Below are 14,264 nucleotides of genomic sequence, written 5' to 3'. Positions count from 1 at the left end.
ACAGCCTAGAGATGACATATTGCGCTTTGTTACGGCGCTTTCCCCTACCCTTGGGCGGGCGAACGATAATGAAAGGGACACGTTTGGGAGACCTGTCTCATGAACTTGCTGGAACAGTTGCGACAAATGACCGTGGTGGTCGCTGATACGGGAGACATCCTCGCCATCCAAAAATTCACCCCCCGCGATGCCACCACGAATCCCTCGTTGATTACTGCTGCTGCCCAAATGAAGGAGTACCAGCCCATTGTGGATGAAACCCTGCGCCAAGCCAAGGCGGATTTGGGCTCTGGTGCCACTCCCCGCGAGATTGTCTCCCTTGCTGTGGATCGCTTGGCGGTGGCCTTTGGCTTGAAAATTTTGCAGATTATCCCCGGTCGGGTCTCAACGGAAGTGGATGCGCGGCTCTCCTACGATACGGCAGCGACGGTACAAAAGGCGCGGGAGTTGATTGGCCAATACGAAGCCGCAGGCGTGGGGCGCGATCGCGTGCTGATTAAAATTGCCTCCACCTGGGAAGGCATCCGCGCTGCTGAAATTCTCGAGAAAGAGGGCATTCACTGCAATTTAACACTGCTGTTTGGCTTCCATCAGGCGATCGCCTGCGCTGAGGCGGGTGTGACACTGATTTCCCCCTTTGTGGGTCGCATTCTCGACTGGTACAAGAAAAAAACGGGCCGTGCTGAGTATCCGGGGCCTGAGGATCCGGGGGTGATCTCCGTCACCAAAATCTACAACTACTACAAGAAATTTGGCTATCCCACCGAAGTGATGGGGGCCAGCTTCCGCAACATTGGCGAAATTATTGAACTGGCAGGTTGTGATCTGTTGACAATTTCACCGGCCCTGCTGCAAGAGCTGCAAAACACGAGCGGCGAGCTAAAGCGCAAGCTGGATCCGGCGATCGCGGCCACCCTTGCCATTGAAAAACTGCCCATGGATGAGGCCACCTTCCGCAAGATGCACGCGGCTGATGAGATGGCCAGTGAAAAACTCGAGGAAGGGATTAAAGGCTTTACCAAGGCTCTGGAAACCCTTGAAGATCTCCTGAGCCGACACCTGGCCCGTATCGAGGGGGAAGCAACCCTCACCCATGCTGCTGAAGAACTCTTCCATGTTTATGATCTTGACGGCGATGGCATTATTACCCGCGAAGAGTGGCTGGGCACCGATGCAGTCTTTGATGCCCTCGACGCCAACCACGATGGCAAGGTCACTCCAGAGGATATGGGAGCAGGTCTGGGAGTTGTGCTGCACTTGGCTCAGGCAAAATAGAGAGTGCACTCGGTAGGCTTGCATTGGCATCCCCTGTGCGTCACAGTGGAAGAAGCGTTCATAGCTGATGCACCAACAATGTCCAATTCTTCTCCCTCCTTCCAGCAATTCCTCAGGGATTGTGAGCAGCTGGGGCTACTGCGCCTTGTCGTCACCAACGATGTTGCGGTTTTGGAGGTGCGATCGCCCCTCGCCAAGGTCTTCTATGCCGAACTGCCCAAGGGGTGCTATGCCAATATGCACACCGAGGACTTTGAGTTTCACCTGAATATGGATCAGGTGGCCAAAATCCGCTTTGAGGAGGGGCAAGCCAAACGGGGGAATTTTCCCACCTATGCCATTCGCTTTCTCGATAGCAATGAAAAATCCGTCCTCAGTGCCTTTTTGCAGTGGGGCAAACCCGGCGAGTATGCTGAAGGCCAAGTGGCCGCTTGGCAAGCCCTACGGCAGCGCTACGGCACAGAGTGGCAGCCGGTAGTGGCAGCCCTTGAGGCAAAAACCGCCAGCGCAACCCATGGATAGGCATTTATGAGAGTCGTTGTAACCGGCGCTACTGGATTTGTGGGGCAGCAGGTCATCAAAGCCCTCAGCGATCGCGGCGATCAAGTGGTTGCCCTAGTACGCTCCCCTGGGAAAGCCGCTAAACAATTTGCTGGCATGTCCCGTGTGGAATTGGCGGGCTACACCCCCAAGGCCGCCGGGGATTGGTTCTCTGCCCTTGAGGGGGCGGATGCAGTCATTAATTTGGCAGGTGAACCCCTTGCCAATGGCCGCTGGACAGCTCAGCGCAAGCAGGAGATCTACGACAGTCGCGTGGTAGGGACGCAGCAATTAGTACAGGCGATCGCCCAATGTCAACAGCGACCGCGGGTGTTGGTCTCCACCTCTGCCATTGGCTACTACGGCACCAGTGATACAGAAACCTTTGTTGAAACCCATGCTGCGGGAAATGATTTTCTAGCCAAGGTCTGTGTGGACTGGGAAGCCGCTGCCCAAAGGGTCACGGATTTGGGCGTGCGGTTAGTGATTCTCCGTTTTGGCATTGTCCTTGGGGCGCAGGGAGCACTGGCCAAGCTCCTCTTGCCCTTTCAGTTGTATCTGGGAGGGCCTCTGGGTTCTGGTCAGCAGTGGTTTTCCTGGATTCATCAGCAGGACTTAGTGCGCCTCATTCTGACTGCTGTGGATCAGGTGGCAATGCAGGGGGTTTACAATGCCACCGCTCCGGAACCACTGAGAATGGCGGACTTTTGCCGTGTCTTAGCAGAGGTGATGCAACGCCCCTCGTGGTTGCCTGTGCCCGCCCCCGTGCTGCAACTGCTGCTTGGGGAAGGGGCTGATGTGGTGCTCAAGGGGCAGCGGGTCTTGCCGGAGCGGACGCTGGCTATGGGCTTTCAATTTGACTACCCCAATGCCAAGACGGCTCTAACCAACCTCCTCAAACCACGATATACTGAGAGGCCCGACTAGTTTTGTGCAAGATGGTGGAATTGACCCCCGCGGCTATCCAAGAGTTGGAACGTCTCCAAGCCCACGGCATTAGTCGAGGCCAGGCAGCCATTCTGCGGATTCAGGTACAACCCAGTGAGTGCGGTGACTGGCGCTATGATCTGGCTCTTGTGGCCGAACCTAAACCGACGGATTTGCTGACCCGGTCCCAGGGCTGGACGATCGCGATCGCGGCTGAAGCGGCTGAGGTATTGCGGGGTTTGCGGGTAGATTACATTGAAGACTTAATGGGGGGCGCCTTTCGCTTCCACAATCCCAATGCCAGTCAAACCTGTGGCTGTGGTATGGCCTTTCGGGTAAGCAGATCGTAGGGTTGAGGATCAGTATGGGCAATACCTTTGGGCACCTATTTCGCGTCACCACCTTTGGTGAATCCCACGGGGGTGGGGTGGGGGTTGTCGTGGATGGCTGCCCTCCTCGGCTAGAACTCTCGGAAGTCGATATTCAAAAGGAACTGGATCGCCGCCGCCCTGGTCAAAGTCGTCTCACGACCCCTCGCCAAGAGAGCGATCGCTGTGAAATTCTCTCCGGCGTCTTTGAGGGCAAAACCCTGGGCACCCCCATTGCCATTCTGGTGCGCAACAAGGATACTCGCCCCGAAGATTATGCGGACATGGCGCAGGTCTATCGCCCCTCCCATGCCGATGCCACCTATGATGCCAAGTACGGTATTCGCAACTGGCAAGGGGGTGGGCGTTCCTCGGCCCGGGAAACTATTGGGCGCGTTGCAGGGGGGGCGATCGCCCGCAAAATTCTTACCCAGGTGGCGGCTACGGAAATTATTGCCTACGTCAAGCGGGTTAAGGATATTGAGGCGGTTGTGGATCCCGATACCGTTGCCGCCGCTGCCGTTGAGGCCAACATCATGCGCTGTCCCGATGCCGCCGCCGCCGAAAAAATGATTGCCCTGGTGGACGAAACACGGCGGCAGGCCAACTCCATTGGCGGTGTCATTGAGTGTGTGGTTCGCAATGTCCCTGTGGGCTTGGGCTCACCGGTTTTTGACAAGCTGGAAGCAGATCTTGCCAAGGGAGTGATGTCCCTGCCTGCTAGTAAGGGCTTTGAGATTGGCTCTGGCTTTGCCGGTACCCTGCTCACGGGTCAAGAGCACAACGACGAGTTCTACACCGATGCACAGGGGCGAATTCGGACCCGCACCAATCGCTCCGGGGGGATTCAGGGGGGCATCTCCAATGGCGAAAACATTATTTTACGGGTAGCCTTTAAGCCCACGGCGACCATTGGTCAAGCGCAGAAGACCGTGAACCAAGCGGGTGAAGAGACAATTTTGGCCGCAAAAGGGCGGCATGATCCCTGTGTGCTGCCGCGGGCGGTGCCGATGGTTGAGGCAATGGTGGCCCTGGTTCTCTGTGACCATCTGCTACGGGATCATGCCCAGTGTCACCTGCGCTTCTAGCGACTGCGATTGAGGGCAATCAGTAACCGCAGGATAAAGATAAAGAGGTTGATGTAGGTCAAGTACATCGAAAGGGCAGCAGAGAGATACTGATCGTCGCGGTAGGTGCGGGGCAGCACAAAGAAATCCACCACCGCAGCCCCCACAAAGAGTACGACGCCGATGCCAGAAATCGCAATTTCTAGAAACGTAGGCGTAAAGACACCAAAGAAGCTGAAGACTAACTGCAGAAGCAGCACCACCAGCAGGGCAATAATCCCCAGTTGTACCGTTTTGGCAAGGGCAAAGCCATCGCGCTCCGACAGATTCGAGCCAATAGGGCTAGCGGCCAGAAACGTGATGCCGCAGCCGGCGGCGGCAATGATGATGCCCATAATGCCCACTGTACTGAGGGCAACCGCAATCAAACCAGAAAGGGTATAGCCCGACAGCAGGCTGTAGGTGGCCAACAGGGGCAGTGCCAGCCCATTATTCCCTTTGCGAGCTGCTCCCTGCGCCACAAAAAAGAGCACCAGCTCAGCAATGATTGCCCCAATGAACGTAGGCATGAACAGTTGGGGGGCAGCACTTAGAACCCCAAGACCGCCCCAGCTGCCGATGGCGGTGAGAATGAGACCCCCACCCAAAAAGGGTAGGGCATTGCGAATCACATTAGGGCCGACAATTGCACTACTGCGCGCTTCGCGAATTGCCTCTTGAAAATTACTGGTACTACTCACGGCAATCCTCCAAGGGGGTGAATAGACAACACGGCCAGATGGCATAGTTCTATTCTGCCAAAATTCCCAAGGGCACCTAGCTGGCAACAACTGCGGAGGGCGCTGGTGGCGGTACGGTTATCTCTAATGGCCAGTGGCATTGGGTTAAGACACTTAAGGGCAGATGTTCCACCCTTGGGTAGTATCCCAGCCACTGACTCGCTAATTGGGCAAATTGTTCGGGTATCCCACTGACATAAAATTGCACTTGGCCTTGGGGGCAGGGAGTCGCCAAATTCATGGCCTCTAGTTTGCGCACGGCGGCGCGGGCAACTGCATGGGCAGGATCAAGGTGATGAACCGTTGTGGGCAAATATTGCTCAATCACATGACGCAGGTGGGGGTAATGGGTGCAACCATAAATGAGGGTATCGGGGTCAAATTCCACTAGGGGGCTTAGGGTCTGCCGAACAATGCGATGGACGCGATCGCCCTCTAGGCAATTGCTTTCCACAAGGGGGACAAACTCAGGACAAGCCACTTGGGCGATCGCCACCCTGGGGGAGAGTTCCTGAAGTGCCCGGGCATAGGCACCACTTTTAACGGTTGCGGGAGTGGCAATGACCCCAATGCGCTTTCCTAGCGTGACCGCCATTTTAGCAGCGGGGACAATCAAACCCAGGATCGGAAAGGAAAACTCACTGCGCACTTGTGTCAAGGCAAGGGCTGAACTGGTGTTGCAGGCCATCACTGCCATCTTGACCCCCTGGGAATGCATCCACCTGAGAATCTCCCGCACATATTGGAGGATTTCACTGCGACGGCGAGTCCCATAGGGCAACCGTGCTGTATCACCAAAGTAGAGAAACGATTCTTGGGGTAAAAGGCTTTGGAGTGCCTGTAAAACCGTTAGGCCCCCCACCCCACTGTCAAACACGCCAATCGCTCCCAGGGGATTGAGCCTTAGGGATATCTTGTGCCAGTTGTCCACGCGAACCTCGACCTCACACCAACAAACATGGCGTTGCCCCCTGCAGCAAAAGGGCAACCACAGTCAATCTACCGCCCTTTTTACGGCAATGAAACCCGCTCAAAACCGCCAGCGCCCTTCTGGGGAAGGAAGGCCTCCCCTGGATGGACTGTATATCTTGGCAAGGGCTGTAGTGCCACTCTAGCAGGTTTTGCCAAGAACCGAATGTTGACCCTAGGACTGAACATAGAGTGATATACATTGAATCACAGACTGTCAGTGGCTGTAGGGTTAGTCACCCCCTACTGGGGAATGATGGTGTGAGGATAGGAACAACGATGCTCAGTCAGGAACAGCTCACCAGTTCCCATGAGTGTGAGCGCGCATGGATTGAAATTGATTTGACAGCCTTGGCGGCTAATACGCGCAGCTTGCGCCAGTGGCTGGCACCGCCAACGGAACTTTTAGCCGTGGTGAAGGCAGATGCCTATGGTCATGGTGCGCCCACTGTGGCACAGACGGTTTTAGCCCATGGTGCGACTTGGCTAGGGGTGGCAACGATTCCGGAAGGGATTGCCCTACGGCAGGCAGGGATTACAGCGCCGATTTTGGTCTTGGGATCCGTCAATTTGCCCGTCCAGGTGCAGATGATGGCTGAGTGGCAGCTTCAACCTACCCTCTCTACACCCAAGCAAGCCCTGATTTTCTCCGACTACGCCGATCGCCGGCGCGAACCCCTTGATGTCCATTTGATGATTGATACGGGTATGTCTCGCTTGGGCTGTCCCTGGCAGGATGCAGTGGGGTTTGTGCAGTTTGTGCAGCGGCTACCTCACCTGCGCATTCAGGGGATTTACTCCCACTTTGCCAGTGCCGATGATCCGGATCCCAGTTTGATGCGGCAGCAGCAGGCCTACTTTGAACAGGTATGGGCACAAATTGCCGCCCTGGGTTTAGGCCCTGTGCGCCGTCACATGGCCAATTCGGCAGCAACATTGGCGAACCGCAGTAGCCACTACGACATGGTGCGCATTGGCTTGGGCCTCTACGGGGTGTATCCTGCCCCCCATCTACGCGAAGTTGTTCCTTTAAAACCAGTGATGCAGGTGCGATCGCGCATTACCCTCTTGAAAGAGATTCCCGCTGGCACCGGCATTAGCTACGGTCATCAATTCATTGCCCCGCGGCCGATGAAAATTGCCGTTGTGGGCATTGGCTATGCCGATGGAGTGCCGCGTCTTCTTTCCAACAAGCTCGAAGTCCTAGTCCAGGGAAAACGGGTGCGCCAGGTGGGGGCAATTACGATGGATCAACTGATGATTGATGTCAGTGATATGGATGGCTTACAGGAGGGGGATGTGGTAACCCTCCTTGGGGAAGATGGCGGCGACTGCCTGACGGTGGAGACTTGGGCGGAAGCCCTCGGCACAATTACTTGGGAAATTCTCTGTGGCTTCAAGAACCGCTTGCCGCGTATTCCTGTCTCCTAAGTTTTGCTAGACTTCTTTGGAAGTGAGTTTACCAATGTCCTCAAACCAGAGCTGGGGATACTGGGCAATAAAGTCGCGCATTAGCCGCTGGCATTGCTCCAAGTTCAGGTCAATCACCTCAACGCCGTGGGCTTCCATAAACTCCCGTGCCCCCGCAAAGGTCTGGGATTCACCAGCAACCACCTTTTTGATGCCAAACTGTACCACCGCACCAGCACACAGATAGCAGGGCATCAGGGTTGAGTAGAGCACTGTATCATCGTAGCGACTGATGCGACCCGCATTGGCCAGACAATCAATCTCCGCATGCAGAATTGGGCTGCCCCGCTGGACCCGCTGGTTGTGACCACGACCAATGATTTGGCCATTGCGCACCAAGACGGAACCAATGGGAATGCCACCTTCTTTGAGTCCTTGTTCTGCTTCAGCGATCGCCGCCGCCATAAATTCGTCCATCATAAATTCGTCCATAGTTATCCACCTGAGCAAATATTGATTATGGTGATTAATTCCTAGTAAGTCTATTTTTTTGAGCAGCTGTCTTGTTTTGCTATGATGCAAGCCAAAATCTGGTGGTGTCAATGCCCATGATCAAGTTTTTGGTAACGGGTGGCGGGGGCTTTATTGGCGCCAACTTTGTGCGCTTAGCCCTTACGGAAGGCTGGGGGGCGGTGCTCAACCTTGATAAGGTGACCTATGCCTGTCATCCCGGTACCTTGGCCATGCTGGAGCAACTGCCCAATTACCAATTTGTGAAAGGTGATGTGGGCGATCGCCCCCTTGTCCGGGACTTGTTGCAAACCTGCCGGCCCGACGCTGTCATTCACTTTGCGGCTGAGAGCCATGTCGATCGCTCCATCAATAGTCCGCGCGACTTTATCCAAACCAATATTGTGGGCACCGCTAATCTCTTAGAAGAAGTTAAAACCTACTGGCAACAGCTGCCCTCCGGAGCCCAGGAGGCCTTTCGCTTCATCCACATTTCCACCGATGAAGTCTATGGCAGTCTTGGCCCCGAAGATCCGCCTTTCCGAGAAGACACCCCCTATGCCCCCAACAGCCCCTATGCTGCTTCAAAGGCCGCCTCTGATCACCTGGTGCGTGCCTACCACCACACCTACGGGCTACCCACCCTCACCACTAACTGCTCCAACAACTACGGTCCCTACCAGTTTCCAGAAAAACTAATTCCCCTAGTGATCTGCCAAGCCTTAGGGGGGCACCCCCTGCCCATCTACGGCGACGGCCAAAATGTGCGCGATTGGCTCTATGTTGAGGATCACTGCCGTGCGGTCTATACCGTTTGGCAAAAGGGACAGGTGGGCGAAACCTACAACATTGGCGGCAATTGTGAAAAGCCTAACCTTGAGGTTGTGCAAACCCTCTGTGATCTGCTGCAAACCCTGGTACCCCGGTCTGGCTTAAATTACCGCAGTTTGATTACCTTTGTGAGCGATCGCCCCGGTCACGATCGCCGCTACGCCATTGATGCCACTAAAATTCAGCGGGAACTGGGGTGGCAGCCCCAAGAAACCTTTAGTAGTGGCTTAGAAAAAACGGTGCGGTGGTATCTTGCCCATCAAGACTGGGTGGAAGCAGCGCGTACCGCCGACTACAGTGCTTGGCTGGTCACCCACTACGGCAGCGTTCTCAGTCATCGCCCATGAAAGGAATTATTCTCGCTGGCGGCTCAGGTACACGTCTCTATCCCCTAACACAGGTACTCAGCAAGCAACTGATGCCCATCTATGACAAACCAATGATTTACTATCCCCTCTCCATCTTGATGCTAGCGGGGATTCGGGAGATTCTCATTATTTCCACCCCAGAGCACCTCTATCTTTTTGAGAAACTTCTGGGGAATGGTCATCAGTGGGGCTTATCCCTCAGCTATTGTGTCCAGCCGCAGCCCAATGGCTTAGCGGAAGCCTTTATTTTAGGGCGCGAATTTTTGCAGGGGGAACCCGTGTGCCTGACCCTTGGGGATAATCTTCTCTACGGCCATGATCTCTCGGAGAAGTTGCAGCGGGCAGCTCAACTGACAGCAGGGGCAATGATCTTTGGCTACCGGGTGGCTAATCCGCAGCAGTACGGTGTTATCGAATTCGATGCCAGCGGTCGCGTTCTCGGTATCGAGGAAAAGCCAGCAGTGCCCAAGTCCAACTATGCCGTGCCGGGGATATATTTTTACGACCATCAGGTGTGCGATTTGGCCGCTCAGCTGCAACCTTCAGCGCGGGGAGAACTGGAAATTACTGACCTCAACCGCCTTTACCTGGAAAAGGGACAACTGCGGGTGGAATTGCTCGGACGGGGCTATGCGTGGCTGGATACGGGTACCCATGATCTGCTGCAACAGGCCAGTAGCTTTATTCGCACCCTAGAGGAACGGCAAGGGCTTAAAATTGCCTGTTTAGAGGAAATTGCCCTGCACCGGGGTTACATCACACCGCAGCAACTCTATGAACTGGCACAGCCCCTGCGCAAAAGTAGCTACGGCCAATATCTCTTGCAAGTTTGGGCAGAAGTAACAGGAGGAATGCATGGTCAAGGTACAACCGCTGGCGATCGCTGACGTTCTCCTTCTAGAACCCCGTGTCTTTCGCGATCAACGCGGCTTTTTCTTGGAAAGCTTTAATCAACGAGCCTTTATGGCGGCCACAGGTTTGGCAGTGACCTTTGTCCAAGACAATCACTCCGCCTCCCAGCAGGGGGTTTTGCGAGGACTCCACTACCAGCACCAACACCCCCAAGGCAAACTGATTCGCGTTATCGAAGGAAAAATTTTTGATGTCGCCGTTGATTTACGGCGCTCTTCACCCACCTGTGGTCAATGGGTGGGAACTTGGCTGAGTGCCGAAAACTTCCAGCAATTGTGGATCCCCCCTGGCTTCGCCCACGGCTTCTGGGTGCAATCCGCCACCGCCCAAGTCCTCTACAAAACAACAGACTACTACAATCCAGGGGATGAACATACCCTACTGTGGAATGACCCAACCGTTGGCATTCAATGGCCCATTGATAACGAACCTCTCCTTTCTGCCAAAGATCAACAGGGCAAATCTTTTAGCGAAGTTCCCCTATTCCCTTGACATAAAAAATCCCTCCCCACTTGGAGAGGGACCCTCAGACGAGGATAGGATTGCTTACGCCCTACAGAGCGTTACCACGGGGGAGTACCTCTTCTGGGAAGACAAAGTTTTCATGGGGTTGGTCTTGGGGGGCCATCCAAGCACGGATGCCCTCATTCAACAGCAGGTTCTTCGTGTAGAACGTCTCAAACTCAGGGTCCTCCGCAGCCCGAATCTCCTGCGAAATGAAGTCATAGGACCGCAGGTTCAACGCTAGACCCACCACGCCAATCGCACTCATCCACAGCCCCGTCACCGGCACAAACAACATGAAAAAGTGCAACCAGCGCTTGTTCGAGAAGGCAATGCCAAAAATTTGGCTCCAGAACCGGTTTGCCGTCACCATCGAGTAGGTCTCTTCCGCCTGGGTCGGGCTAAAGGCTCGGAAGGTGCTGGCACTCTCTCCATCTTGGAAGAGGGTATTTTCCACCGTGGCGCCGTGGATGGCACACAACAGGGCACCCCCCAGCACACCGGCTACCCCCATCATGTGGAAGGGGTTCAAGGTCCAGTTGTGGAACCCTTGGAAAAATAGCAGGAAACGGAAGATGGCGGCAACCCCAAAGCTGGGGGCAAAAAACCAGCTGGATTGCCCCAGGGGATAGATCAAAAAGACGCTGACAAAGACGGCAATGGGGGCGCTGAAGGCAATGGCGTTGTAGGGACGGATGCCCACCAAGCGAGCAATTTCAAACTGCCGCAGCATGAACCCAATCAGACCAAAGGCGCCGTGCAGGGCAATAAAGGTCCACAGACCGCCCAGTTGACACCAGCGGGTGAAGTCCCCTTGGGCTTCGGGGCCCCACAGCAGGAGCAGGGAGTGCCCCATGCTGTTGGCGGGGGTGGAAACGGCAACGGTGAGGAAGTTGCACCCTTCCAGGTAGCTGGAGGCCAGGCCATGGGTGTACCAGGAGGTCACAAAGGTGGTCCCGGTCAGCCAGCCACCCAGCGCTAGGTAGGCGCAGGGGAAAAGCAGGATGCCTGACCAGCCGACAAAGACAAATCTGTCCCGTTTGAGCCAGTCGTCGAGGATGTCAAACCATCCCCGTTCCGCTGGCGCTCGTCCAATCGCGATCGTCATAAAACTCAACTCCGAAGGGAAGTGATAAAGGCAGATTCGTGAGCTAGCTCAATGGCACGATAAGAGCCAAGTTTACGAATCTTAATAACGACTCTAATCTAGCAAACACGTTTTGTGGATTTCAACAAAGCATATCCGGTGGCGGTGACCCTGTATATGCGATATAGCCCTTTTCCAAAGGATAGGGGTAGACAACGGAAGCCTTCTCCTGTCTATCACGCTCTTTTGCTCAGGGTGTTCACTTGCTGTGAAAGGGGCTGTAAGATACTGGGTGTCTCTTGTGCGCAACTTTCCTATGGGTTACCCCCTTGTAATGCCCACCATTCCGGCAAAAGTCTCAGTTTTGGGATTTCCCCTCCATTTGGTGGACAATGCCCCTGAGTGGTTGCTGATGCAACAGCGAGATGGTCATGGCCAACACGTGATCACGCTCAATTCAGAGATGGTGATGCTGGCGGAGCGCACACCAGAGTTTGCTGACGTTTTACACCGTGCTGATTTGGTGATTCCCGATGGGTCGGGGGTCATTCTCTACTTGAGGTTACATGGCCTCTCTGTGCGCCGTCTGCCGGGGATTGAATTTGCCGAAGCTCTATTGCGACTCGCCAATGACTCTCCGCAGCCCAAACGGATCTTCTTTTATGGGGCAGCACCCGGGGTAGCAGAAAAAGTGGCTGCGCGCTGGCAGCGAGAGCTGCCGAACTTAAAGATTGTTGGCGTGCAGTCGGGTTACCACGATGCGGATATGGAAGCCGCCCTCATTGAAAAGCTCAAAGAAACCCAACCCCATATTATCCTTGTGGCTTTGGGGGTACCGCGTCAGGAATATTGGATCGATTGCCACCGCCATATTTGTCCCCAAGCGATTTGGGTCGGCGTTGGCGGTAGCTTTGATGTCTGGGCAGGGGTTAAAAAGCGGGCACCCAAACTGATGCAAAAACTCCATTTGGAGTGGCTCTACCGTCTTTACCAAGAACCCTGGCGTTGGCGGCGCATGCTGGCGCTACCCCAATTTGCATGGAAAGCACTCCTGAGTCGTTTGCATGGGCGACAGCGTTTTTCATCCCGATGACAGCAGTGACCCCCGTGGTACCCCCCTGTGAACCAACCTCTAAGGGGGCCATCGTTGCAGAACTGTATCAAGTCACGAAGTCCTTTGGTGGTGCGTTGCCCTGCTTACATCGTGTCAGTTTGCAACTGCGACGGGGAGACTTTTATTTTCTCACGGGTGCCTCGGGGTCGGGTAAATCCACCCTCTTAAAACTCCTCTGCGGTCAACTCCGACCCGATCAGGGCATCGTTCGCCTGTTTGGTGAGGAAGTCAATCCCCAGCAGAATCAGCGGATGGCACAGTTGCGGCGGCGCTTGGGGGTCATTTTTCAGGACTTTAAGCTGTTGGGCGATCGCTCGGTGGCAGAAAATGTGGCTTTTGCGCTACTGGTGCGCGGTATTCCCAAAGCAGAGATTCAGCAGCGGGTGCAAACGGCGCTCAAACTGGTGGGACTGAGCCACAAAGCCAATGCCAACCCCCAATCTCTTTCGGGGGGAGAGCAGCAGCGGGTGAGCATTGCGCGGGCGATCGTCGGTGGCCCTGAGCTATTATTGGCGGATGAACCCACGGGCAATCTAGATCCGCAAACGAGCCGGCAAATCCTTGCTCTGCTCGATCGTCTGCATCAACATGGGTTAACAGTCCTCTTTACGACCCATGATTTAGCCCTGACCCGCCTAGTCCCCCATCGGATTCTCCATTTGCACCATGGCAAACTTGAGTCCCTTACCCACCCTTGACTTTTTGCTTCCGGAAGTGCGCCGCAGTCTCTGGCGCGGGGGATGGCTCAACGGCGCCGCTGTGATCGCCGTGGCCGTGACGCTGTTTATTTTTGGTTGGGGCTGGCAAGTGTCCCACCTCCTTGGCGCCAGTGTTGAGTCCCTTGGCAATCGCTTAGAAATTACTGCCTATGTGTCGCCTCAGCTTTCTGCTGCCAAGGTAGCCAGCCTCAAGGAACAGTTGGCGGCATTACCGGCGGTAGCCGATTTCACTTGGATTGATCGCGATCGCGCGTGGGCAGAATTGCAAGCTGATTTGGGCCTCAAAAGTGAAGAGGGCGGCTTAGACCTCTTTGACACCAATCCCCTCAGCGATGAAATCAAGATCCGCGCCCAGAGCCTCGAACAGGTGGCTCCCTTAGCTAACCAAATTGCCCAAAAAGAAGGCATTGAGTCCGTGCAGTACCTTGAGCGCGCCCTAACGGGTCTGCAAAGTATGCAGCGAGTGGTGCGGGGCGTCACGTTCATTTTGGTGCTGCTACTGAGTTTAACGGTAGTTGCTCTGGTGAGCGCTATTTTGCGGTTGATTATCCTTGTGCGCCAACCCGAAATTGAGATCATGACACTCGTGGGTGCCACCCAAACTTGGATTTATACGCCCCTATTTATTCAAGCGGCCAGTCTAGGTGGTGGTGGCGGTGCCTTGGCGTGGATGGCTGGCTGGGTAAGTAGTCAACAGCTTCAGCAGTGGTTAGCCCAACAGGCCAGCTTTCGCGCCCTTGCCAGCAAAGTTTCCCTGGAATGGTCAGCGGACTTAGGTGTATTCCTGATCATCATTGGTGTCATTTTGGGGCTGGTGAGTACCCGATTGGCACTGCAAACCACAGCCCCTATGCCACAATAATTGGGGCAATGACGATTCATTG

General features: G+C 55.0%; 16 protein-coding genes. 12 read left to right on the top strand and 4 right to left on the bottom strand.

Annotated elements, in window-relative coordinates; all coding sequences use genetic code 11:
* Positions 1–99: 99 nt before the first annotated feature.
* The 5 genes from Q0W94_RS01720 to aroC all read left to right on the top strand — a co-directional run bounded on the left by Q0W94_RS01720 (position 100) and on the right by aroC (position 4,198).
* Positions 100–1,275 carry a transaldolase gene (locus Q0W94_RS01720; RefSeq protein WP_297760257.1) on the top strand — a complete coding sequence of 392 codons (1,176 nt, stop codon included), beginning with the start codon at positions 100–102 and terminating at the stop codon, positions 1,273–1,275.
* 78 nt (positions 1,276–1,353) lie between these two features.
* Complete coding sequence (locus tag Q0W94_RS01715; protein WP_297760254.1) at positions 1,354–1,797, top strand: ChuX/HutX family heme-like substrate-binding protein; 444 nt, start codon at positions 1,354–1,356, stop codon at positions 1,795–1,797.
* Between the two features lie 6 nt (positions 1,798–1,803).
* Entirely contained in the window at positions 1,804–2,742 is a 939-nt protein-coding gene (locus Q0W94_RS01710; RefSeq protein ID WP_297760251.1) for a TIGR01777 family oxidoreductase, read from the top strand.
* An 11-nt stretch (positions 2,743–2,753) separates the two neighbouring features.
* On the top strand, positions 2,754–3,092 hold the full coding sequence (locus Q0W94_RS01705) for an iron-sulfur cluster assembly accessory protein (protein WP_297760248.1): 339 nt from the start codon (positions 2,754–2,756) through the stop codon (positions 3,090–3,092).
* Positions 3,093–3,106: 14 nt separating this feature from the next.
* Complete coding sequence (aroC, locus tag Q0W94_RS01700) at positions 3,107–4,198, top strand: chorismate synthase (protein WP_297760245.1); 1,092 nt, start codon at positions 3,107–3,109, stop codon at positions 4,196–4,198.
* Here aroC and Q0W94_RS01695 read toward each other — a convergent pair.
* Positions 4,195–4,917, bottom strand: a complete 723-nt coding sequence (locus Q0W94_RS01695) for a Bax inhibitor-1 family protein (protein ID WP_315863150.1) — start codon at positions 4,915–4,917, stop codon at positions 4,195–4,197. The two genes, aroC and Q0W94_RS01695, sit on opposite strands and share 4 nt — an antisense overlap.
* 76 nt (positions 4,918–4,993) lie before the next feature.
* A complete protein-coding gene (murI, locus tag Q0W94_RS01690) occupies positions 4,994–5,887 on the bottom strand; it encodes a glutamate racemase (RefSeq protein ID WP_297760239.1) in 894 nt (297 codons plus the stop codon).
* Positions 5,888–6,204: 317 nt separating this feature from the next.
* Here murI and alr point away from each other — a divergent pair, with 317 nt between their 5' ends.
* Positions 6,205–7,356 (top strand): alanine racemase, encoded by a 1,152-nt coding sequence (gene alr, locus Q0W94_RS01685; RefSeq protein ID WP_297760236.1) that lies wholly within the window; start codon positions 6,205–6,207, stop codon positions 7,354–7,356.
* Positions 7,357–7,362: 6 nt separating this feature from the next.
* Here alr and Q0W94_RS01680 read toward each other — a convergent pair whose 3' ends face one another.
* A complete protein-coding gene (locus tag Q0W94_RS01680) occupies positions 7,363–7,812 on the bottom strand; it encodes a nucleoside deaminase (RefSeq protein ID WP_315863149.1) in 450 nt (149 codons plus the stop codon).
* Positions 7,813–7,943: 131 nt separating this feature from the next.
* Between Q0W94_RS01680 and rfbB the strand changes: the two genes are divergently transcribed.
* Genes rfbB through rfbC form a run of 3 tightly spaced genes read left to right on the top strand, consistent with a single transcriptional unit; the run spans position 7,944 to position 10,448 of the window.
* Positions 7,944–9,023 (top strand): dTDP-glucose 4,6-dehydratase, encoded by a 1,080-nt coding sequence (gene rfbB / locus Q0W94_RS01675; protein ID WP_297760231.1) that lies wholly within the window; start codon positions 7,944–7,946, stop codon positions 9,021–9,023.
* Entirely contained in the window at positions 9,020–9,931 is a 912-nt protein-coding gene (gene rfbA, locus Q0W94_RS01670) for a glucose-1-phosphate thymidylyltransferase RfbA (RefSeq protein WP_297760228.1), read from the top strand. Before rfbB ends, rfbA begins: the two co-directional genes overlap by 4 nt.
* Complete coding sequence (gene rfbC, locus Q0W94_RS01665; protein ID WP_297760225.1) at positions 9,900–10,448, top strand: dTDP-4-dehydrorhamnose 3,5-epimerase; 549 nt, start codon at positions 9,900–9,902, stop codon at positions 10,446–10,448. The genes rfbA and rfbC overlap by 32 nt, the downstream gene beginning before the upstream one ends.
* Before the next feature lie 61 nt (positions 10,449–10,509).
* On the opposite strand, the gene psbD is transcribed toward rfbC, so the two are convergent.
* Complete coding sequence (psbD, locus tag Q0W94_RS01660) at positions 10,510–11,568, bottom strand: photosystem II D2 protein (photosystem q(a) protein) (protein ID WP_024124638.1); 1,059 nt, start codon at positions 11,566–11,568, stop codon at positions 10,510–10,512.
* 295 nt (positions 11,569–11,863) lie between these two features.
* On the opposite strand from psbD, the gene Q0W94_RS01655 reads away from it, so the two are divergent.
* From Q0W94_RS01655 to Q0W94_RS01645, 3 genes are read left to right on the top strand one after another with little or no spacing between them, the layout of a single operon-like run.
* Positions 11,864–12,640, top strand: a complete 777-nt coding sequence (locus Q0W94_RS01655; protein ID WP_297760222.1) for a WecB/TagA/CpsF family glycosyltransferase — start codon at positions 11,864–11,866, stop codon at positions 12,638–12,640.
* Positions 12,637–13,359, top strand: a complete 723-nt coding sequence (ftsE, locus tag Q0W94_RS01650) for a cell division ATP-binding protein FtsE (RefSeq protein ID WP_297760219.1) — start codon at positions 12,637–12,639, stop codon at positions 13,357–13,359. The genes Q0W94_RS01655 and ftsE overlap by 4 nt, the downstream gene beginning before the upstream one ends.
* Positions 13,328–14,242: an ABC transporter permease gene (locus Q0W94_RS01645; protein WP_297760216.1), complete on the top strand. Its 915-nt coding sequence runs from the start codon at positions 13,328–13,330 to the stop codon at positions 14,240–14,242. The genes ftsE and Q0W94_RS01645 overlap by 32 nt, the downstream gene beginning before the upstream one ends.
* Positions 14,243–14,264: the final 22 nt, after the last annotated feature.

Origin of the sequence: Thermosynechococcus sp. (assembly GCF_025999095.1) — a bacterium.
In the GTDB taxonomy this organism is placed as follows: Bacteria; Cyanobacteriota; Cyanobacteriia; order Thermosynechococcales; family Thermosynechococcaceae; genus Thermosynechococcus.
Note: the sequence above shows the minus strand (reverse complement) of the source record. Positions and strands in the feature narration are given on the sequence as shown.